This window comes from Emcibacter sp. (genome assembly GCF_963675455.1).
In the GTDB taxonomy this organism is placed as follows: Bacteria; Pseudomonadota; Alphaproteobacteria; order Sphingomonadales; family Emcibacteraceae; genus Emcibacter.
Genome location: NZ_OY776217.1, coordinates 378,949 through 400,401, shown reverse-complemented (window position 1 = coordinate 400,401; position 21,453 = coordinate 378,949). Strand labels below are relative to the sequence as shown.

27 protein-coding genes and 1 tRNA gene are annotated in these 21,453 nt (G+C 55.0%); 11 read left to right on the top strand and 17 right to left on the bottom strand.

What is annotated here, in order from left to right; translation table 11 throughout:
• Window positions 1-3: 3 nt before the first annotated feature.
• The 12 genes from ACORNT_RS01835 to aroA form a co-directional block, all read right to left on the bottom strand.
• The gene (locus tag ACORNT_RS01835) at window positions 4-1,305 is read right to left on the bottom strand and encodes a folylpolyglutamate synthase/dihydrofolate synthase family protein (protein WP_321394551.1); all 1,302 of its coding nucleotides are present in this window, start codon (window positions 1,303-1,305) and stop codon (window positions 4-6) included.
• Window positions 1,292-2,176 (bottom strand): acetyl-CoA carboxylase, carboxyltransferase subunit beta, encoded by an 885-nt coding sequence (gene accD, locus ACORNT_RS01830; RefSeq protein WP_321394548.1) that lies wholly within the window; start codon window positions 2,174-2,176, stop codon window positions 1,292-1,294. Before accD ends, ACORNT_RS01835 begins: the two co-directional genes overlap by 14 nt.
• 26 nt (window positions 2,177-2,202) lie before the next feature.
• Complete coding sequence (trpA, locus tag ACORNT_RS01825) at window positions 2,203-3,024, bottom strand: tryptophan synthase subunit alpha (protein ID WP_321394545.1); 822 nt, start codon at window positions 3,022-3,024, stop codon at window positions 2,203-2,205.
• Window position 3,025: 1 nt separating this feature from the next.
• Window positions 3,026-4,246 (bottom strand): tryptophan synthase subunit beta, encoded by a 1,221-nt coding sequence (trpB, locus tag ACORNT_RS01820; protein ID WP_321394543.1) that lies wholly within the window; start codon window positions 4,244-4,246, stop codon window positions 3,026-3,028.
• Window positions 4,239-4,901, bottom strand: a complete 663-nt coding sequence (locus tag ACORNT_RS01815; protein WP_321394538.1) for a phosphoribosylanthranilate isomerase — start codon at window positions 4,899-4,901, stop codon at window positions 4,239-4,241. Before ACORNT_RS01815 ends, trpB begins: the two co-directional genes overlap by 8 nt.
• Before the next feature lie 2 nt (window positions 4,902-4,903).
• Window positions 4,904-5,626 (bottom strand): orotidine-5'-phosphate decarboxylase, encoded by a 723-nt coding sequence (gene pyrF, locus ACORNT_RS01810; RefSeq protein WP_321394534.1) that lies wholly within the window; start codon window positions 5,624-5,626, stop codon window positions 4,904-4,906.
• A 102-nt stretch (window positions 5,627-5,728) separates the two neighbouring features.
• Complete coding sequence (locus ACORNT_RS01805) at window positions 5,729-5,977, bottom strand: lipopolysaccharide assembly protein LapA domain-containing protein (protein ID WP_321394531.1); 249 nt, start codon at window positions 5,975-5,977, stop codon at window positions 5,729-5,731.
• A gap of 140 nt (window positions 5,978-6,117) precedes the next feature.
• Entirely contained in the window at window positions 6,118-6,396 is a 279-nt protein-coding gene (gene ihfB, locus ACORNT_RS01800) for an integration host factor subunit beta (RefSeq protein ID WP_321394528.1), read from the bottom strand.
• 33 nt (window positions 6,397-6,429) lie between these two features.
• Window positions 6,430-7,338 carry a signal peptide peptidase SppA gene (gene sppA / locus ACORNT_RS01795; protein ID WP_321394525.1) on the bottom strand — a complete coding sequence of 303 codons (909 nt, stop codon included), beginning with the start codon at window positions 7,336-7,338 and terminating at the stop codon, window positions 6,430-6,432.
• A gap of 171 nt (window positions 7,339-7,509) precedes the next feature.
• Window positions 7,510-9,207, bottom strand: a complete 1,698-nt coding sequence (rpsA, locus tag ACORNT_RS01790) for a 30S ribosomal protein S1 (RefSeq protein ID WP_321394522.1) — start codon at window positions 9,205-9,207, stop codon at window positions 7,510-7,512.
• Between the two features lie 149 nt (window positions 9,208-9,356).
• Window positions 9,357-9,989 carry a (d)CMP kinase gene (cmk, locus tag ACORNT_RS01785; protein WP_321394519.1) on the bottom strand — a complete coding sequence of 211 codons (633 nt, stop codon included), beginning with the start codon at window positions 9,987-9,989 and terminating at the stop codon, window positions 9,357-9,359.
• The gene (gene aroA / locus ACORNT_RS01780) at window positions 9,986-11,323 is read right to left on the bottom strand and encodes a 3-phosphoshikimate 1-carboxyvinyltransferase (protein WP_321394516.1); all 1,338 of its coding nucleotides are present in this window, start codon (window positions 11,321-11,323) and stop codon (window positions 9,986-9,988) included. Before aroA ends, cmk begins: the two co-directional genes overlap by 4 nt.
• A 219-nt stretch (window positions 11,324-11,542) precedes the next feature.
• On the opposite strand from aroA, the gene ACORNT_RS01775 reads away from it, so the two are divergent.
• A complete protein-coding gene (locus ACORNT_RS01775; RefSeq protein ID WP_321394513.1) occupies window positions 11,543-11,896 on the top strand; it encodes an FYDLN acid domain-containing protein in 354 nt (117 codons plus the stop codon).
• Window positions 11,897-11,983: 87 nt separating this feature from the next.
• Window positions 11,984-12,059, top strand: a tRNA-Ala gene (locus ACORNT_RS01770).
• Between the two features lie 71 nt (window positions 12,060-12,130).
• Here ACORNT_RS01770 and hslU read toward each other — a convergent pair.
• Both hslU and hslV read right to left on the bottom strand, forming a co-directional pair.
• On the bottom strand, window positions 12,131-13,441 hold the full coding sequence (gene hslU, locus ACORNT_RS01765; protein WP_321394511.1) for an ATP-dependent protease ATPase subunit HslU: 1,311 nt from the start codon (window positions 13,439-13,441) through the stop codon (window positions 12,131-12,133).
• Window positions 13,441-13,992 carry an ATP-dependent protease subunit HslV gene (gene hslV, locus ACORNT_RS01760; RefSeq protein WP_321394509.1) on the bottom strand — a complete coding sequence of 184 codons (552 nt, stop codon included), beginning with the start codon at window positions 13,990-13,992 and terminating at the stop codon, window positions 13,441-13,443. Before hslV ends, hslU begins: the two co-directional genes overlap by 1 nt.
• Window positions 13,993-14,222: 230 nt before the next feature.
• Between hslV and hisB the strand changes: the two genes are divergently transcribed.
• The 8 genes from hisB to ACORNT_RS01720 are packed head-to-tail and all read left to right on the top strand — an operon-like array spanning window position 14,223 to window position 18,746.
• The gene (gene hisB, locus ACORNT_RS01755; RefSeq protein ID WP_321394507.1) at window positions 14,223-14,828 is read left to right on the top strand and encodes an imidazoleglycerol-phosphate dehydratase HisB; all 606 of its coding nucleotides are present in this window, start codon (window positions 14,223-14,225) and stop codon (window positions 14,826-14,828) included.
• 27 nt (window positions 14,829-14,855) lie between these two features.
• The gene (locus ACORNT_RS01750; RefSeq protein WP_321394505.1) at window positions 14,856-15,317 is read left to right on the top strand and encodes a DUF2628 domain-containing protein; all 462 of its coding nucleotides are present in this window, start codon (window positions 14,856-14,858) and stop codon (window positions 15,315-15,317) included.
• The gene (gene hisH / locus ACORNT_RS01745) at window positions 15,314-15,967 is read left to right on the top strand and encodes an imidazole glycerol phosphate synthase subunit HisH (protein WP_321394501.1); all 654 of its coding nucleotides are present in this window, start codon (window positions 15,314-15,316) and stop codon (window positions 15,965-15,967) included. Before ACORNT_RS01750 ends, hisH begins: the two co-directional genes overlap by 4 nt.
• A gap of 21 nt (window positions 15,968-15,988) precedes the next feature.
• Window positions 15,989-16,534 carry a GNAT family N-acetyltransferase gene (locus ACORNT_RS01740; RefSeq protein ID WP_321394497.1) on the top strand — a complete coding sequence of 182 codons (546 nt, stop codon included), beginning with the start codon at window positions 15,989-15,991 and terminating at the stop codon, window positions 16,532-16,534.
• Window positions 16,535-17,275, top strand: coding sequence for a 1-(5-phosphoribosyl)-5-[(5-phosphoribosylamino)methylideneamino]imidazole-4-carboxamide isomerase (gene hisA, locus ACORNT_RS01735; RefSeq protein WP_321394495.1), 741 nt, complete (start codon window positions 16,535-16,537; stop codon window positions 17,273-17,275).
• A complete protein-coding gene (gene hisF / locus ACORNT_RS01730; protein WP_321394492.1) occupies window positions 17,275-18,033 on the top strand; it encodes an imidazole glycerol phosphate synthase subunit HisF in 759 nt (252 codons plus the stop codon). Before hisA ends, hisF begins: the two co-directional genes overlap by 1 nt.
• A gap of 6 nt (window positions 18,034-18,039) precedes the next feature.
• A complete protein-coding gene (locus ACORNT_RS01725) occupies window positions 18,040-18,363 on the top strand; it encodes a phosphoribosyl-ATP diphosphatase (protein ID WP_321394491.1) in 324 nt (107 codons plus the stop codon).
• Window positions 18,364-18,386: 23 nt separating this feature from the next.
• On the top strand, window positions 18,387-18,746 hold the full coding sequence (locus ACORNT_RS01720) for a histidine triad nucleotide-binding protein (protein ID WP_321394488.1): 360 nt from the start codon (window positions 18,387-18,389) through the stop codon (window positions 18,744-18,746).
• Between the two features lie 75 nt (window positions 18,747-18,821).
• Here the strand turns inward: ACORNT_RS01720 and ACORNT_RS01715 are convergent, their stop codons facing one another.
• Entirely contained in the window at window positions 18,822-19,154 is a 333-nt protein-coding gene (locus ACORNT_RS01715; protein ID WP_321394485.1) for a hypothetical protein, read from the bottom strand.
• Between the two features lie 348 nt (window positions 19,155-19,502).
• On the opposite strand from ACORNT_RS01715, the gene ACORNT_RS01710 reads away from it, so the two are divergent.
• Entirely contained in the window at window positions 19,503-19,988 is a 486-nt protein-coding gene (locus ACORNT_RS01710; RefSeq protein WP_321394483.1) for a PAS domain-containing protein, read from the top strand.
• Window positions 19,989-19,990: 2 nt separating this feature from the next.
• Here ACORNT_RS01710 and ACORNT_RS01705 read toward each other — a convergent pair whose 3' ends face one another.
• Complete coding sequence (locus tag ACORNT_RS01705; RefSeq protein WP_321394481.1) at window positions 19,991-20,428, bottom strand: hypothetical protein; 438 nt, start codon at window positions 20,426-20,428, stop codon at window positions 19,991-19,993.
• A gap of 1 nt (window position 20,429) precedes the next feature.
• Window positions 20,430-21,437, bottom strand: a complete 1,008-nt coding sequence (locus ACORNT_RS01700) for an adenosine kinase (RefSeq protein ID WP_321394478.1) — start codon at window positions 21,435-21,437, stop codon at window positions 20,430-20,432.
• Window positions 21,438-21,453: the final 16 nt, after the last annotated feature.

Genomic DNA, 21,453 nt, shown 5'->3' with positions numbered 1-21,453 from the left:
GGGTCAGTTTTCTGTGAGGGCCAGAACCTTGCCGGCCAGATAGAGTGATCCGCAGATCAGCACCCTGACAGGGCTGTTTTGTACCTGTCCGATCTTTTCCAGACTCTCTGCAAATCCGGGCATGGCCTCGGCGTCAATTCCCACTTTCCGGGCCATATCGGCAATGGCCTCGGCGCTGTGGCTGTCTTCTTCCGGTACATGGATACCGTACAGTTTTGTCACCAGCGGCGAGAGCGGCGCCAGGAAGCCCCGGGTGTCCTTGTTGGCCATCATGCCGCAGATGAGATGCAGCGGCAGGTCTTTCCGTTCCCGGAACAGATTGGCGACAATTTCTCCAGCGGCCGGGTTATGACCACCATCGAGCCACAGCTCACTGCCCTCTGGCAGGATGCCGGCAAGGGAAGTCTTTGACAGATTCTGCATCCGGGCCGGCCACTCCACCGTCTGGAGGCCTTTGCGGATATGGTTTTCTGTAATTTCGAAGGTCCGCTGGTGACGCAGGCAGGCGATGGCCAGGGCGGCATTTTCCTGCTGGTGCAGGCCGGCCAGGGCCGGTTGCGGCAGGTCCAGCGTGCCCCGGAAATCCTCATAGAGGAAACCGCCGTCGGTAAAAATGCATTTCCAGGCATCGCCACCCATGACCGGCACGGCTCCCGCGTCCTGCGCGGTCGCCAGAATGGCCTTCCGGACAACATCAGGCTGGGGGGCGACAACCAGCGGAACATTCTTTTTGGCAATGCCCGCCTTTTCCCGGCCGATCCCGGCCAGATCCGAGCCCAGAAACTGTTCATGATCAAGAGAGACCGGGGTGATCACGGTGCTGAGCGGCTTATCAATCATATTGGTGGCGTCAAACCGCCCGCCGAGGCCGACCTCTAGCAACAGCACCTCGGCCGGCACATCGGCAAAGGCCTTGAAGGCCAGTGCCGTGGTCATTTCGAAATAGGTGATGGGTTGTTCGCCATTGACCTGTTCGCAATGATCCAGAAGCTCGAGAAGATAGTCTTCGGCGATCAGTTTTCCGGCAAGCCGGATCCGTTCTGCGAATCTGACCAGATGCGGCGAGGTATAGACATGAACTCTGAGTCCGGCTGCTTCCAGTATGGCGCGCAGGAAGGCTGTGGTCGAGCCCTTGCCGTTGGTGCCGGCCACATGGATGACCGGCGGCAAGTGCCGCTCCGGATGGCCGAGGGCGGCAAGGATACGTTCCATCCGGTCAAGGGACAGGTCGATTTTCTTGGGATGCAGCCGGTACAAGCGGTCCAGAACCTGGTCGCTCAGACGGTGTTTGTCAGGCAGGTTCATGGGTCAGCGCCAGCGTCCCCGGCTGTTTCATCAGAAGGCTGAGGAGCTGAACCAGCTTGGCCCGCATTTCCTTGCGATGCACGATCATGTCCAGCATGCCGTGCTCAATCAGATATTCCGAGCGCTGGAAGCCTTCCGGCAGTTCCTCGCGGATGGTGTCCTTGATCACCCGGGGGCCGGCAAAACAGATCAGTGCATTGGGTTCGGCAATATGTACATCGCCCAGCATGGCGTAGGAAGCGGTCACACCACCGGTGGTCGGGTCGGTCAGCACCACGACATAGGGCAGGCCTGCGTCCTTGACCATTTCCACAGCAACAGTGGTCCGCGGCATCTGCATCAGGGACAGGATCCCCTCCTGCATGCGGGCCCCGCCCGCGGCGGTAAACAGCACCAGCGGCGCTTTCTTGTCGACAGCATGCCGGGCTGCGGTAATGATGCCTTCACCAACGGCCATGCCCATGGAACCGCCCATGAACAGGAAGTTCTGAACCGCAACCACAGCCTTGACATTGCCCATCTGGCCATAGGCCACGGCAATGGCATCCCTGAATTCCGAATTCGCCCGGGCCGCCTTTATGCGGTCGGTGTATTTTTTCTGATCCCTGAATTTAAGTGGGTCTTCCTTGGGACTGGGCAGATCGATCAGGGCGAAGTCGCCCTTGTCAAACAGGCTCTTGAACCGTTCGGTGGGGCCAATTCTGTCATGGAAATCACAATGCGGGCAAACGCTCAGGTTAGCCAGGAAATCCTTCACATACAGAAGTTGCCCACAGCTTTTACACTTGTGCCAAAGATTATCCGGAGTTTCCTTCTTCTGTTTCAGAACCGCCCGGATTTTGGGGCGTACATAATTGGTCAGCCAGCTCATATTCTACCTTTTCCAACTGTTGTGCTTTAACGGCGCGCCTTGTCGATACCGGTCGCAAGTTCCTGCACGAAAGTCAGGACTTTAGCTTTTGTATCAGAATTTGCAAGATTTTCCTCATGTTCAATGATGGACACGATTGCGGAGCCGACAACGACTGCATCGGCAAATTCAGCAAAGGACGCCACATTTTCCGGGGTTTTGATCCCGAAGCCTACGGCCAGCGGCAGGTCGGTCTGGCCGCGGAAATTCTCGATGGCGGTCCGCACCGGCCCGAGGTCCGGCTCGCGGGTGCCGGTAATCCCGGCGATGGAGACATAATAGAGGAAACCTGACCCATGGGCGACGATCCTGGCCAGCCGGGCGTTATCGGTGGTCGGCGTCGCCAGATGAATCATGCCCATGCCGGCTTTCAGGGCCGGGATAGCCAGTTCCGCATCTTCTTCCGGCGGCAGGTCGACGACAATCAGGCCGTCGACACCGGCCTCAAGCGCATCGTCCAGAAACCGGTCCACGCCGTAAATATAGATCGGATTATAATAACCCATCAGGATCAGCGGGGTCTCTGTATTTTCCTTGCGGAATTCACGCACCATAGCCAGGCATTTTTTCAGGGTCATGCCCGCCTTGAGGGCACGCAGGCTTGCCGCCTGAATGGCCGGACCATCCGCCATGGGATCGGAAAAGGGCATACCCAGTTCGATAATGTCGGCCCCGGCCGCAGGCAGACCCTTCAGAATTTCCAGGGATGTTTCGTAATCCGGATCACCACCGGTAATGAAGGTGACAAGACCGGCCCGGTTGCGGGATTTCAGGTTGGCGAATTTCTGTTCAATACGTTCTACACCCATATCAGATCTCCGCTCCCAGGGCATCGGCCACTGTGAAGATGTCCTTGTCCCCCCGGCCGGACAGGTTCATGACCATGATATGGTCCTTCGGCAGTTCCGGTGCCTTCTTCAGGACAAAGGCAATGGCATGGGCGCTTTCCAGGGCAGGGATAATGCCTTCAAGCTGGGTGCAGACCTGGAAGGCTTCCAGCGCCTCCCTGTCCGTCACAGGCACATAGGTGACCCGGCCGACGTCATGCAGGAAGCTGTGTTCGGGGCCGATGCCGGGATAATCCAGGCCAGCGGAAATGGAATGGGCTTCGGTGATCTGGCCGTCGTCATCCATCAGCAGGTAGGTGCGGTTGCCGTGCAATACGCCCGGCCGGCCACCGGTCAGGGACGCCGCATGTTTGTCCGTATTGACGCCAAGACCCGCGGCCTCCACGCCGTACATTTCACAGGCATCGTCCAGGAACGGATGGAACAGGCCGATGGCGTTGGAACCGCCGCCGACACAGGCCACCAGGCTGTCGGGCAATCGGCCTTCCTTTTCCATGATCTGCTCGCGGGTTTCATTGCCGATCACGCTCTGGAAATCACGCACCAGCTCCGGATAGGGGTGCGGACCTGCGGCAGTGCCGATGATATAGAAGGTGTCCTCCACATTGGCCACCCAGTCGCGCATGGCGTCATTCATGGCATCCTTCAGACTTTCGGAACCGGAGGTGCAGGGCACCACTTCGGCGCCCAGAAGCTTCATGCGGAAGACATTTGGTTTCTGCCGTTCGATATCCTTGGCACCCATATAGACCACGCATTTCATGCCGAAGCGGGCACAGACCGTGGCGGTGGCGACGCCATGCTGTCCGGCGCCGGTTTCAGCGATGATGCGCTGTTTGCCCATTCGGCGGGCCAGCAGGATCTGGCCGATGCAGTTGTTGATCTTGTGCGCGCCGGTATGGTTCAGCTCTTCCCGCTTGAGATAGATTTTCGCACCACCCAGATGCTCGGTCAGGCGCTCTGCGTAATAGAGCGGGCTCGGACGGCCGACAAATTCAGTAAGCAGCTCGTGAAATTCCCGATGGAATTCCGGGTCCTCCTTCGCGACATTATAGGCCTGCTCCAGTTCCAGGATCAGCGGCATCAGGGTCTCGGCCACAAAGCGGCCGCCGAAGATACCGAAATGGCCTTCGCTGTCCGGTCCTGCCCGGAAGGTGTTTGGCTTTTGGGTCTCGCTACCCATGTGTCTTGTCCTTACTCTTGGTGGCTTCGATAAAGGCTTTTATTTTATGTACGTCTTTTTCGCCGGGCCGGACTTCGACCCCGCTGGAGACATCGACTATTTCCGCCGCGCTTGTGGCAATGGCTTCGGAAATATTGTCCGCATCCAGTCCGCCGGACAACATCCAGGGAACAGACCATTGGCTGTCCCGGATCAGTTGCCAGTCAAAGGCAAGTCCATTGCCGCCCGGCAGGGCGTTCTCAAGGTTTTTAGGCGCTTTTGCATCAAACAGCAACATATCTGCGCTGGTTTCATAGGTTTTTGCCGCCCGGATATCCTCTGCCCCGGCAACGGCAATGGCTTTCATCACCGGCCTGTCGAATTTTTCCCTGATCTCCCGCACCCGGTCAGGGCTTTCCGAGCCATGAAGCTGCAGGATGTCGAGGCTGGCGGCTGAAAGAACTTCTTCCAGCAGGCTGTCGTCCGGATTGACAAAAACACCGACTTTTTTCGCAGTCGCGGGCACCATGGCGGTTAGCTCCCCGGCTTTTTCAGGGCTGATATTCCGCGGGGAAGGCGGATAAAAAACAAAGCCCACATAGGCGGCGCCATGGTCAATGGCCGCATTCAGGCTTTCGGGCGTGGAAAGCCCGCATATTTTTACCGCCACGGGCATATTCAGGCCCCAAGCTCTTGGGCAATCGCGCGGGCGGCGGCGGCGGGATTTTCAGCCTGGGTGATCGGGCGGCCGATCACGATATAGTCGGCGCCTTTCTCCACGGCTTCACGCGGGGTCATTATGCGCTTCTGGTCGCCGGTGGCGCTGCCGGCCGGGCGAATACCCGGAACAACCAGTTTAAAGTCTTTGCCACAGGCTTCCTTGATCAGTTCAATCTCCAACGGCGAACAGACGACGCCGTCAAGGCCGCTGTCTTTTGCCAGCCGGGCCAGGCGGACAACCTGGTCGGACAGGTTATTCTGGTATCCGACCGCTTCCAGGTCTGTTTTATCCAGACTGGTCAGGATGGTGACCCCGACAACAATCGGCCGGGCGCATCCAACATTCTTTGCGGCCTCAGTTGCCGCTTTGGCAGCCGCCGCCATCATCGTCGGCCCGCCGGCTGTATGAATGGTCAGGATCGACGGTTTGAGGGGCATCAGGGCGTGAATGGCCTTGGCCACCGTGTTGGGAATATCGTGCAGTTTCAGGTCCAGGAAAATCGGCATGCCTGTTTTCGCCACTTTGCGGAATCCATCCGGGCCGTGGGCGCCGAAATATTCCAGCCCCAGCTTGACGCCCCCCACATGGGGTTCGAGTGCGCGGGCCAGTTCACAGGCCTGTTCTGTATCTGTCGTATCCAGGGCACAGAGGATACGTTTATGGGCTTCCAGTTCCGTCATGATAGTTCCCGGTTTTTCCATCCACACATTATTTATGTTCGACCAGTCCGAAGATCAAGGGAGCGCTCATCAGATGGCACTGGTTCAGGGTAACTGTGTGGACTATTCGTCGGATATAATTTTCGGGCTTTTTGTCTCACGAACAGGGCGGTTTGACAAGGATTTTAACTCACTTTCAAGCTCCCGGACCTGTCTTTCCAGCCGTCGGCGGGTGCGGCGGTGTTTGAAGGAACTGGATATCGCGACAATCCAGCCGGCCCCGAGACCGATAAAAATGCCCAGAAAGATCAACAGAAATTTGGGGATGCCCTGAATAACCCAGGGCAGGGGATAGAGACTGAGTTCGACCATCTCCTGGTTGGAGACGGCAATAATGATACAGAAAACTGTAAAAAGGGCGAAGGCAGTATATATGAAATAACGCATGACTTTGTTCACAAATGACAGCCGCCGGATATTCCGGCGGACAGTTCTGATTGATTAATCTGCGCTCAGTTGTTCAGTTTTTCCCTGAGGTCCTTGCCGGTCTTGAAATATGGCACATGCTTTTCCGGGACGTGAACTGTATCTCCGGTCCGTGGATTACGGCCGGTCCGTTCCGGACGGTGTTTGACGGAGAAGGCACCAAAGCCTCTCAGTTCAACCCTGTTGCCTTCAGCCAGAGCACTGGTAATTTCCTCAAATATTGTATTTACGATGCGCTCTATATCACGCTGATAAAGGTGCGGGTTGGCTTCTACCAGTCTGTTTATGAGCTCCGACTTTATCATCGAACATTCCCTATTGTTTGTATTATCCCACAATTAGTAATTGTCAGGTTGCCAGACAGAAATCAGCCCGTCAAGGCTAAGTACTTCATTAAAAGGCATTTTTCCCATAATAGAGTTAAAAAACTCTTCCATGAGCAATTCTTTCCTGCTTTTATCCACATCAATGACCGGTAAATCGTCAGAAATCCCCTTTTCAACGACCAGCCAGCCCATTGCTTCCTCCTGTCCGCCGAGAGAATCGATCAGACCGTTGGACAGGGCCTGGCGACCGGTATAGACCCTGCCGTCCGACAATTTCTTTACTTTTTCAAGGTCAATTTGTCGCCTGTCCGCGACAAGACCGGTAAACCAGTCGAAGCTGTCATCAATCATGGACTGGAACACCGCGCGGGCTTCCTCTCCCATCGGGTGAAGACCGTCGGGGTCGCCTTTCAGCTTGCCGCTTTTGACCTGTTCGCTGCCGATGCCAATCTTGTCCATCAGCTCGCCGAAATGGCTGTATTGCATGATTACGCCGATGGAGCCGGTGATGGTTGTCTCCCGGGCGACAATATGATCACCGGCCAGGGCCGTAATATAGCCGCCGGAGGCTGCCAGAGAGCCCATGGTGATGACAACGGGTTTTTCCTCAGCCACCTTGCGAATGGCGTGATAGAGCTGCTCACTCGCGGTGCTGCCGCCGCCGGGACTGTTGATATGCACAATCAGGGCCTTGGCGCGGTCATCTTTGGCGAGGGAGCGGATATTCTCGTCTCTGGCGGTATTCTCCATGATGATGCCGGAAATGGTGATTCTCGCCACATAGGGGGTGGGGACCGGGCCGGCCGGACTGATCATTGTCAGCAATACCAGAATGGCAAGTACCACGGCGATAACACGCCAGAAAGTTACCTTTCTCCGGAGCCGCCCGCGATCGATGACCATTTCGAAATTATCACTCATAAAATTTCCCCGGTATTTGTGAAATCGTGCCAATAAGGGCTTGTCCGATATTATGAATTTTTCAACCCGGCTGTCCAGAACTTGTTGTACAGGGATCCGTTAAACCCGGTTCCAATAAAAAACCCGCTCCGGTTGGAGCGGGTTTTCCAAATGTTCTGAAAGAAGGGAGACTTATTTGTCTTCTTCTTTTCCTTCGGCCAGGGCAGCACCGAGGATGTCCCCGAGGCTTGCGCCGCTGTCGGAAGAACCGTACTGGGCCACAGCTTCTTTTTCCTCGGAAATTTCGAGCTGTTTAATGCTGAGGCCAACCTTGCGGCTTTTCTTGTCTACGCTGGTCACCAGGGCGTCAACCTTGTCGCCGACGGAGAAGCGTTCAGGACGCTGCTCGGACCGGTCACGGCTCAGGTCGCTGCGGCGAATGAAGGCGTCCATGGCCTGGTCATCTTCGCCGACGGTGACTTCAAGACCGTTTTCGGTCACTTTGGTCACTGTACAGGTTACCGTACCGCCTTTTTTCAGGCCGGTGATGGAAGCGATCGGATCGCTGCCGAGCTGTTTGATGCCGAGGGAGATACGTTCCTTGTCCACATCAATGTCCAGAACAACGGCTTTGACCATATCGCCCTTTTTGAATTCGGCGATAGCTTCTTCACCGGATTTATTCCAGTCCAGGTCAGACATGTGAACCATACCGTCCACGTCGCCTTCCAGACCGACAAACAGGCCGAACTCGGTGATGTTCTTGATTTCACCTTCGATTTCGGTGCCAATCGGATGAGTAGAGGCAAAGCTTGTCCACGGATTGTCCAGGCACTGTTTGAGACCAAGGCTGATCCGGCGTTTTTCCGGTTCAATCTCGAGAACCATAACTTCCACTTCCTGGCTGGTGGAAACGATTTTGCCAGGATGAACGTTCTTCTTGACCCAGCTCATTTCGGAAACGTGAACCAGGCCTTCGATGCCGTCTTCCAGCTCAACAAAGGCACCATAGTCGGTGATGTTGGTGATGCGGCCTGTCAGTTTGGAGCCAACCGGGTATTTCTCTTCGATGCTGGCCCACGGATCTTCCTGCAGCTGTTTCATGCCGAGGGAGATGCGCTGTGTTTCCGGATTCAGGCGGATGATCTGCACCTTGATGGTGTCACCAATGTTCAGAACTTCCGACGGATGATTGATGCGTTTCCAGCTGATGTCTGTGACATGCAGCAGGCCGTCAATACCGCCGAGATCCACAAAGGCGCCGTAATCGGTGATGTTTTTGACAACACCTTCAACCACATTGCCTTCACTCAGGCCTTCGATCAGTTCAGCGCGCTGTTCGGCACGTGTTTCTTCCAGGATGGCGCGGCGGGAAACAACGATGTTGCCCCGTTTGCGGTCCATTTTCAGGATCTGGAAAGGCTGTTCGATGTTCATCAGCGGAGTGACGTCACGGATCGGACGGATGTCTACCTGGCTGCCAGGCAGGAAGGCCACGGCACCGTTCAGGTCAACAGTGAAACCACCTTTAACGCGACCGAAGATGATGCCTTTGACGCGTTCTTCTGCTTCGTAAGATTTTTCCAGTTGTATCCATGATTCCTCGCGACGGGCCTTCTCACGGCTGAGCTGCGCTTCACCGCGGGCGTTCTCTATGCGATCAACAAAAACCTCTACCGTGTCACCCACATTCAGTTCAGGGGTCTGACCGGGCAGGGCAAATTCTTTCAGGGGGATGCGACCTTCGGCTTTCAGGCCGATGTCTACAATTACTGCTTCCTTGTCCAGTGCAATGATGGTGCCGGTAACGACTTTGCCATCAAAACGTCCGGACTCTCCAAGTGATTCGTCGAGAAGCGCGGCGAAATCATCGGTGGTTGGTACTGACATTTCAGTATTCATTAAATATCCTTCTTTCAATTCTGTCTTTTTCCGGCCTGCCGGTTGTCTCCGACGGTCTTGGAAATCGTTCATAATAAATACACCCCGGCCTGATCAGTTTTTGCCGGTGTGCGATTCAGGTTCAAAAATCGCAGAAATCAGCCGTTTATGAGTGATAGCGCCCTTTCGAACACGGCCTCTATATCTGAATTTGTTGTATCAAGCAAGTGCGCGTTTTCTGCCGGTTTCAGGGGGGCGGTGCTGCGATTCATATCCCGGTCATCCCGCTCCCTGAGTTCTGCGAGAATTTTCTGATATTCCTCGTTGGTTCCCTGAGTGCCGAAAAGCTCCAGAAACCTACGTTTTGCGCGGGTTTCCACATCGGCAGAGATGAAGATTTTATGATCCGCATCGGGACAAATGACGGTCCCGATATCCCGTCCGTCCAGGACTGCGCCCTTCTTGCCCCGGGGCGGATGGGCGGCGAAACTTCTTTGATATTCCAGCAGAATCTGCCGAACTTCCGGAATTGCGGCAACTTTCGAGGCCGCCGCGCCGGTTGATTCGGTACGCAGTTCCGGATCGTCAAGATTTACGTCCGCAACTTTTGCGGCCGCGGCGACGGCATCTTCAGCTTTTTCCGGATTGCCGCCGGATCTCAGCACCAGCAACCCCACCGCCCGGTAAAGAGCGCCGGTGTCCAGATGGGCAAAATCAAAATGGGCGGCAAGTTTGCGGGCCAGTGTGCCTTTGCCGGATGCAGCCGGTCCGTCAATGGCGATAACCGTCATGCCGGGGCCCCCGCCGCAGGCTGAATGTTGGCGCCCAGGCCATTCATCAGCGACCTGAAGGTCGGGAAACTGGTTTCGATCACGGATCCGTCATCCACGGTTACCGGCTTGTGGCTCTGTAGTCCCAGGATCAGGAAAGACATGGCAATGCGATGATCGAGGCGGGTTTCCACCAGGGCGCCGCCTTCAGGTTTTTCACCGCTGCCGGTAATGGCCATCCCGTCTGCAAATTCCTCAACCTTTATGCCGCAGGCACCGAGACCTCTGACCATGATGTCGATGCGGTCGCTCTCCTTGACCCGAAGTTCCTCGGCGCCGCGCATGACAGTGGTGCCTTCTGCAAAAGCCGCGGCGATACACAGAATTGGATATTCATCAATCATGGACGGGGCCCGATCTTCGGGAACCGTGATGGCGTTCAGGGAACTGTGACGGACCCGGAGGTCGGCCACCGGTTCGCCGCATTCCTCACGCTCATTGAGGAACTCGATATCTGCTCCCATTTCCTTCAGGGTGATGAACAGTCCGGTCCTGTCCGGATTAAGGCCAATATTGTTGATGGTGATGTCCGAGCCCGGGGTGATCAGTGCGGCAACAACGGGAAAAGCCGCCGAAGACGGATCGCCGGGCACAATAAGTTCCCTGGCCGTCAGTTCCGGCTGTCCGCTGACGGTAATGACCCGGCCACCGTCTTTTGGCGTCGTAATGGTGTCGACGCCGAAAAAGTGGAACATGCGTTCCGTATGGTCCCGGGTCGGTGTTTTTTCGAAAATGGTGGTGATGCCGGGCGTATTGAGGGCGGCCAGCATGATCGCCGATTTGACCTGGGCGGAGGCCACCGGCACGTCATAGCTTATGGGCAGGGGGGCGTCTGTTCCCTTGACGGTGATCGGCAGGGTGCCGTCTTCCGATCCGTGAAATTCCGCGCCGAATTTTTCCAGCGGGACAGTGACACGTTTCATCGGCCGCGACGACAGGGAGGCATCGCCGACGAAGGTCGTGCTGAACGGATATGTGGAAACCAGGCCCATCAGCAGGCGGGCGCCGGTCCCTGAATTGCCCATATCAAGAGCGCCGGCCGGTTCGCTCAGGCCGCCTGTGCCAACGCCATGCACATGCCATTTTGCCAGCTCATCCCTGTAAATATCTGCGCCCAGCGCTTTCATGGCGGCGGCTGTATTCAGCACGTCTTCACCTTCCAGCAGGCCGGAAACAATTGTTTCGCCAATGGCCATACTGCCCATAATCAGGGCACGGTGTGAAATTGACTTGTCTCCCGGAACGTTGATTATTCCGGTTATTTTGTCTGTGGCAGAGGATGTCAGTTGATTCATGATACGGGGCTTTGGTTTATGGCTTTGTTTTTTTAAGTTGAAGTATTTGCCGCCCAGATAGCATATTTGTGTATGTTTCGCATAGATATTATCATGATTTCCCGCAGAAAAACGCAAAAGCCATGTTTTGAATCAGATTAAGCTTTGACACGTTGGAAATATCATGGCAAAGGAAGGCTTTTCTGAAACAGTCTATGTTACAGGTTATGGAGAAGAAGATTGGCTAAACCTGAATGGGGTACCAAACGTCAGTGCCCGAAGTGTGGAACCCGGTTTTATGATCTGGGAAATAATGACCCGATCATGTGCATCAGTTGCGATCACAAATTTAAACCGGAAATCATTCTGAAGAGCAAACAGCATGCGCTGGAACTCCTGCCGAGTCCGAAGGCGAAGAAAACTGAAGATGCTGATGATGATCTGCTGGATGACGATGATCTGCTGACGGGCGATGAGGACGATGTGGATATTGATATTGACGATGATGACAATACCACGATCCTGTCTGATGAGGATGATACCAACGTTACGGACGTGGTTGATGCGCCCGTTAAAAAGGGTAGCGAGGACTAATTGATTTTTTTTGATATTTGTTCTTGATTATCTTGGTCAGGATGAATATTTATTGCCTGCCTGTGATTCAGGTACTGTTTTGGATACGGGGCTATAGCTCAGCTGGGAGAGCGCTACAATGGCATTGTAGAGGTCAGCGGTTCGATCCCGCTTAGCTCCACCAAGACATCAGTTACAAAAAAGCCCGACAATTTCGATTGTCGGGCTTTTTGTTTGTCTGAAAATTACTGAAAATCAGAGGATAAATTTGGTTAGATCGGACCGTTCGGTCAGGTCGCCGATATGTTCGGTGACATAGGCCTCGTCCACGACCACCTCGATGCCCGGTTTGTCGGTGGCTTCGAAGCTGATATGGTCCAGGACCCGCTCCAGCACCGTATGCAGGCGGCGGGCGCCGATATTTTCCACAGTCTCGTTGACTTCGGCCGACAGGCGGGCGATGGCGTCAATACCGTCATCGGTGAAGGTCAGGGTGACTTCTTCCGTGCCCAGCAAGGCCTTGTACTGTTTGATCAGGCTGTAGTCCGGCTCCACCAGAATATGTCGGAAGTCGGCTTCGGTCAGGGCGCTCAACTGCACCCGGATCGGCAGCCGTCCCTGCAGTTCGGGCAGCAGGTCGGACGGTTTGGAGACACTGAAAGCGCCTGACGCAATAAACAGGATATGGTCGGTTTTGACCTGGCCGTATTTGGTGGCCACGGTGCTGCCTTCGATCAGCGGCAGCAGGTCGCGCTGCACGCCTTCGCGACTGACTTCGCCGCCGCGACGATCCTGCCCGCCGGCAATCTTGTCAATTTCATCAATGAAGACGATGCCGCTCTGTTCAACCCTGTCGAGGGCGTCGCGAACGATGGCTTCTTCATCCAGAAGTTTGTCACCCTCGTCAGACAGCAGGATCTCTCCGGCTTCCTTGACCGTCATTTTCTTTTTGACGGTGCGGGCGCCGAACGCCTTGCCCATGATGTCATTGAGATTAAGCATGCCCATACTGGCGCCGGGCATACCGGGGATGTCGATGGTCGGCATCTGGCTCGAGGCAGTGTCGGAAACCTCGACCTCGATTTCCTTGTCGTCAAGCTGGCCTTCGCGCAGCATCTTGCGGAATTTCTGCCGGGTTTCGGCGCTTGCGGTTTCGCCGACCAGGGCATCCAGGATGCGCTCTTCGGTGCTCAGTTCCGCCTTGGCGGTCACTTTCTTCCGGTTTTCCTCGCGCACCATGCCGATGGAAAGTTCAACCAGGTCACGGACGATCTGCTCGACATCCCGGCCCACATAGCCGACTTCGGTAAATTTGGTGGCTTCCACCTTGACGAACGGCGCATTGGCCAGTTTGGCCAGACGGCGGGAAATTTCCGTTTTGCCGACGCCGGTCGGGCCGATCATCAGAATGTTCTTGGGCAGAACTTCCTCGCGCATGTTTTCGTCAAGCTGCTGGCGGCGCCAGCGGTTGCGCAAGGCAATGGCCACGGCGCGCTTGGCGTCCTTCTGGCCGATGATGTAACGATCAAGTTCCGAGACGATTTCGCGGGGGGAAAAGGATGACATTATTTCGCTTCCAGTACTTCGACAGTCAGATTGTTGTTGGTATAGACGCAGATGTCAGCGGCGATGCCCATGGCCTTGCGGGCGATATCCTCTGCACTCAGGTCCTGGTCGATCAGGGCGCGGGCGGCGCTGAGGGCGTAATTGCCGCCGGATCCGATGGCCAGAATGCCGTCCGGGGTTTCCAGGACGTCGCCGTTGCCGGTCAGGACCAGGCTTACCTCGGCGTCGACGACGATCATCATGGCCTCCAGCCGGCGCAGATAGCGGTCCGTGCGCCAGTCCTTGGCCATTTCCACGCAGGCCCGGGTAAGCTGGCCGTTATAGCGTTCCAGCTTTTCCTCGAGCCGTTCAAACAGGGCAAAGGCATCTGCAGTAGAGCCGGCAAATCCGGCAATCACACTGCCGTCGCCGAGCGGGCGGACCTTGCGGGCATTGCCTTTAATGACTGTATCGCCAAGGGAAACCTGTCCGTCACCGGCAATCACAACCTTGTCGCCCTTGCGGACGCTGAGGATGGTTGTACCGCGCCAGCCTTTTCGTTCTTCGCTCATTGCATATCCCTGATTTATTGAATTCATGACATCACATTTGGGCAATCCGGGCGGCCCGGTCAAGGGTGAAGGAGAAAATAACCGGCAAATCACCAAATAAACGGGACAAAGTTGGCCTCCGGACTGGCGCTTTGCAGCCACTGCTGCTATATGTTGCGCGATTTTTTCTGTGACTGCCGCGGATTAATGTATTATAGCCACCTGAAAGGCAGAGTGTTAAGGAGAACCCCATGCGTAAAGCCAGTATGGAGCGCAAGACAAAAGAAACCGAAATTTCAGTTTCGGTCAATCTCGACGGCACGGGCACATATGATGTGGACACCGGTATCGGCTTCCTGGATCATATGATGGAACAGCTGTCCCGGCACAGCCTGATTGACATTACCCTTCGGGCCAAAGGCGATCTTCATATTGACTATCACCACACCACTGAAGATGCGGGTATTATCCTGGGGCAGGCTGTCGGCAAGGCGCTTGGCGACCTGAAAGGGATCACACGCTACGGCAATGCGATCATTCCCATGGATGAGACCTGTACACGGGTGTCCCTGGATGTGTCAGGCCGCCCCTTCCTGGTGTGGAAAGTGGACTTCACCCGTGACAAGCTGGGTGAAATGGACACGGAACTGTTCCTCGAATGGTTCCGGGCCTTTGCCTTTGGCGCCGGCCTTACCCTGCATGTGGAAAATATGTATGGTGAGAATAATCACCATATCATTGAGTCCAGTTTCAAGGCGCTGGCCCGCGCCCTGCGTCAGGCCATTGAAATCGATCCGCGCAAATCTGACGCCATTCCGTCAACCAAGGGAGTGCTCGGGGACAAGGTAGACCTGTGAGCCTGCTGCAAACAGACGAGTGCAGAAATGAGCTATAAAACATATACAGCCTTTGTCAGGCCCGTATCTGATCCCGGTGAAAACGGTATCGATCTGGTGGTTGTGCCGGATGAATTTTCGTTCGGGGCCATGATCTTCGGGCCGATATGGGCACTGTTTCACCAGATGTGGATAATTGCCGGGCTTCTGGCTATTTTATATATCCCGCTTCTCTTTATGGTGAACTTTACGGGATCAGGGCTGTTGTTTCTGGGTCTGGCTTTGCTGGTCGGTTTTGAAGGATTGAACCTGAAAGGCTGGTCGCTGGAGAAAAAAGGTTATATCGCCACCGGCATTGTCGGCGGGGATGACGAGCCTATGGCGATGCTGCGGTTTTATCAGTTGCTGGCCGCGAAGGAGATCTCCCTGCCGCGGTTCGGCCCTGAAAATGCCGCGCCCGCATCCCACGCGCCTGTATCAATGGAAAGCGCAGGAACGCCCGGAAAATGAAAACGGTTATAATTGATTATGGTTCCGGCAATCTGAGATCGGCGGAAAAGGCGACTGAACGCGTGGCCGGTGAACTTGGCCTGAAGACCGAAGTACTGGTCAGTTCCCGGGCTGAGGATGTGCGGACGGCGGACAGGATTATTCTTCCCGGCGTGGGCGCATTTGGCGATTGCATGAGAGGGCTTTCCGCCCTTGAAGGCATGAGAGACGCCCTTGAGGATGTGGTGATCCGCAAGGCACGCCCCTTTCTGGGAATATGTGTCGGTATGCAGCTGATGGCGGAAGAGGGTCATGAACATGGCAATCACCGCGGACTGGGCTGGCTCAAAGGCACGGTTGATCCTATCCAGGTGCCGGAAGACAGTGGTCTGAAAATACCTCATATGGGCTGGAACGAGCTGTATTTTTCGGAACGGGCAGGCAACCATCCGGTGCTTGGCGGACTGAATAACCGGGATCACGCCTATTTTGTACATAGCTACTATTTTCGGCCGACAGATCCTGAAACGGTTCTTGCCTCGGTTGATTATGGAGGGCCGGTGACGGCCATTGTCGGGCGTGATAATATCATCGGCACCCAGTTTCATCCCGAGAAAAGCCAGGCGGTGGGATTGTGCCTGCTGGGTAATTTCCTGGGATGGAAACCCTGACAGGTCTTAAGGAGGTCTGAGATGGATACTGACAGGTCGGAACAAGACAGCCCACGGCTGGAAGTAAACGTGACCACCATGCTGGAAAGTGTGGCCCTGTCGCAGCTGTGTGTGGTGACCCGCGAAGCCATTGAAGACGGAATAGGATTTGGCTGGCTCAATCAGCCGCCGCAGAAAACCCTGGAAAACTATTGGAAGGGGGTCATGCTGATGCCGGACCGGACTCTGTTTGTCGCCCGGCTTGACGGTCAGGTCTGCGGCGCATGCCAGCTTGTCCGGCCGCCGCACAGCAATGAGGCCGGAGCCTTTGCCGCCGAGATCGTGAATTTTTTCCTGGCACCCTGGGCCAGGGGGTTCGATCTGGCGAAAAGAATGCTGAAAGAGGTCGAGGAGTATGCCCGCGAGCAGGGTTTCCGCAGTCTCAACAGTAATATGCGCGCCGACCAGCAGGCGGCCATAGCGATCAGTGAATGGCTTGGCATGAAAAAATGGGGTACCAAGGAACGCTACGCCATGATCGACGGCAAATTTGTGCCGGGTTATTATTATACGAAGGATATTGATTAGATGATTTTGTTTCCAGCCATTGACCTGAAGGACGGCAACTGCGTCCGGCTGTATAAGGGGGAAATGGACCAGGCTACGGTGTTCAATGACAATCCCGCAGACCAGGCGCGCAAATTCCAGGACGCCGGTTGCGAATGGCTGCATCTTGTAGACCTGAACGGTGCCTTTGAAGGCAAGCCGGTCAACGGGGCGGCCGTAGAAGCCATTCTGCGTGCTGTGGATATCCCTGTTCAGCTGGGGGGCGGTATACGGGATCTGGAAACCATCCAGTTTTGGCTGGACCGGGGAATTCGCCGGGTCATTCTGGGCACTATCGCCCTGCGCAATCCGGATATGGTTATTGAGGCATCACGGGAGTTTCCCGGCCATATTGTCGTCGGCATTGACGCCCGCAACGGCCATGTGGCGGTGGAAGGCTGGGCGGAAACGTCGGAAATGACCGCGGTTGACCTGGGCCGCAAGTTCGAGGATGCGGGCGTTGCCGCCATTGTCTATACCGACATCGACCGGGACGGCACCATGCAGGGCCTAAATGTGGAGGGGACCATCGATCTGTGTAATGCCCTCAATATTCCGGTGATTGCCTCCGGTGGCGTCGCCAGCATGGAAGACCTGCGCATCCTGAAGGATGCAGCGGACCGGGCCACCGGCACCATTGAAGGGGCTATTTCCGGCCGGGCGCTCTATGACGGCCGTCTCGACCCTGTGGAGGCGCTCGCATTCCTCAGAGGAGAGGCATAATGCTGAAGGCCCGTGTCATTCCCTGTCTTGATGTCAAGGACGGCCGTGTGGTCAAGGGGGTCAATTTTGTCGGCCTGCGGGATGCGGGCGATCCGGTGGAGCAGGCGCGGATTTATGACAAGGCCGGCGCGGACGAGCTCTGTTTCCTTGATATCACCGCATCAAGCGACAATCGCGGTATTATCCTGGATGTGGTGCGCAAGACGGCCGAACAATGTTTTATGCCGCTGACTGTCGGCGGTGGCGTGCGCACGGAAGAAGATGTGCGCAACCTGCTTCTGGCCGGGGCCGACAAGGTGTCGGTGATGACGGCAGCGGTCAAGCGCCCCGAACTGGTGCGGGAACTGGCGGAAAAATTCGGCAGCCAGTGCATCGTGGTCGCTATCGACGCCAAACAGACAGGACCCGATAAATATGAAGTCTTTACCCACGGCGGCCGTGAACCCACCGGTATCGATGCGGTGGACTATGCCAAAAAAGTGGCCGATTACGGGGCCGGGGAAATCCTGCTGACCAGCATGGACCGGGACGGCACCAAACAGGGGTTCAATATTGACCTTACCCGCGCCATTGCCGATGCGGTGACCATTCCGGTGATTGCCTCAGGCGGTGTTGGTAACCTGGATCATCTGGTAGAAGGTATTCGCGATGGACATGCCACTGCGGTACTGGCGGCTTCCATTTTCCATTTCGGGGAATATACTATCGAGGAAGCCAAGGAATACATGGAAAAGGCCGGTATTCCGGTGAGACTCTAGGGAAATATGATGAAAAATACCGATGTTCTGGAGCGCCTGGCCGTCCTGATGAAGGAACGCAAGAGTGCTGATCCCAACAGCAGCTATGTGGCGTCCCTTTATGGCAAGGGGCGCAAGAAAATTGCCCAGAAGGTGGGTGAGGAAGCTGTGGAAACCGCCATTGCCGCGGTGGACGGCAGCCATGACGAGGTGATCGCTGAATCCGCAGATCTGATTTTCCACCTGATGGTCTTGTGGGCGGATATGGATATCCGGCCGGAGGAAGTCTATGCGGAACTGGCGCGACGGGAAGGTATCTCCGGTATTGAGGAAAAGAAATCACGGGGCTGATGCTCCCGGAAAGGCGAAGCGATATGGCATATGATTCAGAGAATGTTTTTGCAAAGATCCTGCGCGGGGAAATTCCCTGTAAAAAGGTTTATGAGGACGAATACAGTCTGGCTTTTCATGATATCAATCCCCAGGCCCCGGTGCACGTGCTGGTGATTCCCAAAGGCGACTATGTCAGTATGGATGACTTTACGGCAAGCGCCCCGGCTGAACTGGTGAGCGGGTTTTTCCGGGCGATCGGGGAAGTGGCCCGGTTGCTGGAACTGGATGAGCCGGGCTACCGGATTCTCGCCAATATCGGCACACACGGTCATCAGGAAGTGCCGCACCTGCATATCCATATCTTTGGCGGTCGCCCGCTGGGACCGATGCTGGCCAGGTAATTTCAGATCAGAGCAGTAAAAAAGCAGCCCCCGTCCGGGAGCTGCTTTTTTTAACTTAAGCCCTGATAAATATTTTTAGCTGTCGCTCTGTTCGTTGAATTCACGAATGGCGGCGTTCAGTTTCTTTGCAGCTTTTATTTCTGTTGTTGTGGCAAAGGCCAGCTTGTTTTCAATAGCGCTTTTGTGTGCATAGGTGGCAATGGAATCCAGCAGGCATTTCTTGTAGGCTTCATTGGCCGGCTGATATTCATTGCGGAATTTTTTGACCATATCAATGAGCTGATCGGCGCCGGAGATATAGGCTTCAGGAAGGTCGGGGGCTTCCGGCTTGACACAATTGGCCGCCAGGGCGGGAGTGGCAAACAGGGTAGCAAGGCAGATACCGGTAAGTACAATATTCTTTTTCATGTTGAGGCTCCTTAAATTTTAAAACAACTACCAGGGGCCTCCCTATCTGTTGTTGGCTGCAGTGCTGCAACGCAACAAAAATATGAAAATTACCGGAACATGAGAAGATGTAAATTTTGCGCATCAGCTATGTGCAGATCTAATAGCTGGTTAAATCTTCTTTAACGGCCGCGATCAATATTCCTGCTCTATATCATTGCAACCTTATGTAATAAAATGATTTTTACACAATTATTGCTTGTGCGGGCTGTTTTTTTATCTAAAATTCTAATTATGTGTAATCACAACTATTTCTGTTTATGACCAGGTGATTACACATTGGGGTATCGTTGCAGTTGGGTAAAAACAATGTTCAGTAAAGATGTTGCGTTAGAAGATATTCCTGTAGAAGCGCTTCGGGAACTCTTCGTGTATTGGAATAAAATCCGAGGGGATCGGGTCATGCCCGCCCGGGCTGATATCCAGCCGGGGCAACTGTCATCCATACTTCCGCTCATTGTCCTGGTTGATGTGGAGCAGGATCCGCGCCGATATAGAATTCGGCTGATGGGATCGGAGAGTGTCAAGGTTATTGGTGAAGATATGACCGGTCAATATATTGACGTTTATCAAAACCATGAAACTATCGCAGAAAATATGTCATGGCTGGTTGAAAACAGGGCGCCCTATCTGGCCTGTGACAAACTTGACAGAAAAACCAGGAACTATCTGAACTATTACGCCCTTGGCCTGCCCCTGTCGGAAAATGACAGGGACGTGAATATGATTTTATTCGGCTTCAAGTATTTTTTTAACACCGTCTCCGGTGGGAACAGTCCGATCTCAATGGTCTGATATTATTCAGAAGTGTTGTCGTCTTCACCGGTTTCAGGCTGTGCGGCAGTGCCGGATGTTTCTTCTGTTTTCTCATTCGGGGCTGTATCACCGGCTGCTTCCCGGGCTTTGAAATCCCGTATCGCCTGATTGAGCTGGCCGGCCAGACGTTCTTCAATCTGGTAGGCGGCATCATGTCGCGACGTCCATTCTTCGGTCTGATCGTCCGTTGCAAAGTCGCCAACGGCAATCTGTTCATTCTTGATACAGTTCTGGAACCGGCGTACGTCCGGCTGGAAGCGGTGCTTGAAGACCTGGATGACTTCCAGCAGATGTTCTTTGGTCACGGTTTTTCCATCGGGAATAACCGGCCGTTTTGGGAACTCGCATTCTGCATACCCGGCCTGCGCGATACTCACAGCAAACACCAGGGACAGGGCTCCTGCTTTTACTAAAGACATTTTAGTTAACCTCTCCACTTGTCCCCATATTCTGATCCAGAAACGCCTTAAGGTCAATATCCGGCCGGGCGCCCATGTGGCTGATAACTTCGCTGGCGATCAGGTTGCCCATGCTTCCGCAGGTCGCCATATCAGCGCCTGAGACATATCCATGAAGGAATCCGGCGGCAAACAGGTCGCCGGCCCCGGTGGTGTCCACCAGGTTGCTGACGCGCCGGCCACTGACTTCGATGGTTTCGCTGTTGTAGGTGACGACACATCCCTTGGCGCCGCGGGTAATGGCGGCGATTTCGCAATGCTCCTTGACGGCTGCCAGCGCGGTATTGAGATCGCGTGTATCAAACAGCATCAGCAGCTCTTCTTCATTGGCGAAAAGAATATCGATATCGTCCCTGGTCAGGGACAGGAATTCTTCCCGGTGACGATCCACACAGAAGGGATCCGACAGGCTGAGGGAGGTTTTCTGTCCGGCGTCATGGGCAATGGCAATGGCCTTGCGGAAGGCTTTCTTGGCTTCTTCCGGATCCCACAGATAACCTTCCAGATAGGTAATGGAGGCATTGCGGATCATTTCCTCGTCTATATCCTCTTCCGTCAGGTTGACACAGGCGCCGAGGTAGGTGCACATGGTTCTTTCCGCATCCGGGGTCACCAGAACCTGGCACAGGGCTGTTGCCGGACCCCATGTGGCGTTCGAGGTTGTGAAGTCGGCCCCCAGAGAGGTGATGTCATGGCGGAAGATCCGGCCAAGCTGGTCATCGCGAACCTTGCCGATGAAGGCTGATTTGCTGCCCATGGAGGCAAGCCCGGCAACCGTGTTGGCCGCTGATCCGCCGGAACATTCTATGGCCTGTCCCAGTTTTTCATAAAGTTCCGCTGCTGCGGCCTCGTCAAACAACTGCATGCTGCCCTTGGCCAGCTTCTGCTCGGCCAGGAACCCGTCTTCTACATGGGTGAGAATATCTACAATGGCGTTGCCGATGCCGACAACATCATATTTTTTCGTCATGTCAAACTCCTGAAAG

Coding starts and splice junctions, on each gene's coding strand:
- ACORNT_RS01835 (WP_321394551.1), bottom strand. CDS start 1,305: ATGAACCTGCCTGACAAACACCGTCTGAGCGACCAGGTTCTGGACCGC.
- accD (WP_321394548.1), bottom strand. CDS start 2,176: ATGAGCTGGCTGACCAATTATGTACGCCCCAAAATCCGGGCGGTTCTG.
- trpA (WP_321394545.1), bottom strand. CDS start 3,024: ATGGGTGTAGAACGTATTGAACAGAAATTCGCCAACCTGAAATCCCGC.
- trpB (WP_321394543.1), bottom strand. CDS start 4,246: ATGGGTAGCGAGACCCAAAAGCCAAACACCTTCCGGGCAGGACCGGAC.
- ACORNT_RS01815 (WP_321394538.1), bottom strand. CDS start 4,901: ATGCCCGTGGCGGTAAAAATATGCGGGCTTTCCACGCCCGAAAGCCTG.
- pyrF (WP_321394534.1), bottom strand. CDS start 5,626: ATGACGGAACTGGAAGCCCATAAACGTATCCTCTGTGCCCTGGATACG.
- ACORNT_RS01805 (WP_321394531.1), bottom strand. CDS start 5,977: ATGGTCGAACTCAGTCTCTATCCCCTGCCCTGGGTTATTCAGGGCATC.
- ihfB (WP_321394528.1), bottom strand. CDS start 6,396: ATGATAAAGTCGGAGCTCATAAACAGACTGGTAGAAGCCAACCCGCAC.
- sppA (WP_321394525.1), bottom strand. CDS start 7,338: ATGAGTGATAATTTCGAAATGGTCATCGATCGCGGGCGGCTCCGGAGA.
- rpsA (WP_321394522.1), bottom strand. CDS start 9,207: ATGTCAGTACCAACCACCGATGATTTCGCCGCGCTTCTCGACGAATCA.
- cmk (WP_321394519.1), bottom strand. CDS start 9,989: ATGACGGTTATCGCCATTGACGGACCGGCTGCATCCGGCAAAGGCACA.
- aroA (WP_321394516.1), bottom strand. CDS start 11,323: ATGAATCAACTGACATCCTCTGCCACAGACAAAATAACCGGAATAATC.
- hslU (WP_321394511.1), bottom strand. CDS start 13,441: ATGTCATCCTTTTCCCCCCGCGAAATCGTCTCGGAACTTGATCGTTAC.
- hslV (WP_321394509.1), bottom strand. CDS start 13,992: ATGAGCGAAGAACGAAAAGGCTGGCGCGGTACAACCATCCTCAGCGTC.
- hisB (WP_321394507.1), top strand. CDS start 14,223: ATGCGTAAAGCCAGTATGGAGCGCAAGACAAAAGAAACCGAAATTTCA.
- ACORNT_RS01750 (WP_321394505.1), top strand. CDS start 14,856: ATGAGCTATAAAACATATACAGCCTTTGTCAGGCCCGTATCTGATCCC.
- hisH (WP_321394501.1), top strand. CDS start 15,314: ATGAAAACGGTTATAATTGATTATGGTTCCGGCAATCTGAGATCGGCG.
- ACORNT_RS01740 (WP_321394497.1), top strand. CDS start 15,989: ATGGATACTGACAGGTCGGAACAAGACAGCCCACGGCTGGAAGTAAAC.
- hisA (WP_321394495.1), top strand. CDS start 16,535: ATGATTTTGTTTCCAGCCATTGACCTGAAGGACGGCAACTGCGTCCGG.
- hisF (WP_321394492.1), top strand. CDS start 17,275: ATGCTGAAGGCCCGTGTCATTCCCTGTCTTGATGTCAAGGACGGCCGT.
- ACORNT_RS01725 (WP_321394491.1), top strand. CDS start 18,040: ATGATGAAAAATACCGATGTTCTGGAGCGCCTGGCCGTCCTGATGAAG.
- ACORNT_RS01720 (WP_321394488.1), top strand. CDS start 18,387: ATGGCATATGATTCAGAGAATGTTTTTGCAAAGATCCTGCGCGGGGAA.
- ACORNT_RS01715 (WP_321394485.1), bottom strand. CDS start 19,154: ATGAAAAAGAATATTGTACTTACCGGTATCTGCCTTGCTACCCTGTTT.
- ACORNT_RS01710 (WP_321394483.1), top strand. CDS start 19,503: ATGTTCAGTAAAGATGTTGCGTTAGAAGATATTCCTGTAGAAGCGCTT.
- ACORNT_RS01705 (WP_321394481.1), bottom strand. CDS start 20,428: ATGTCTTTAGTAAAAGCAGGAGCCCTGTCCCTGGTGTTTGCTGTGAGT.
- ACORNT_RS01700 (WP_321394478.1), bottom strand. CDS start 21,437: ATGACGAAAAAATATGATGTTGTCGGCATCGGCAACGCCATTGTAGAT.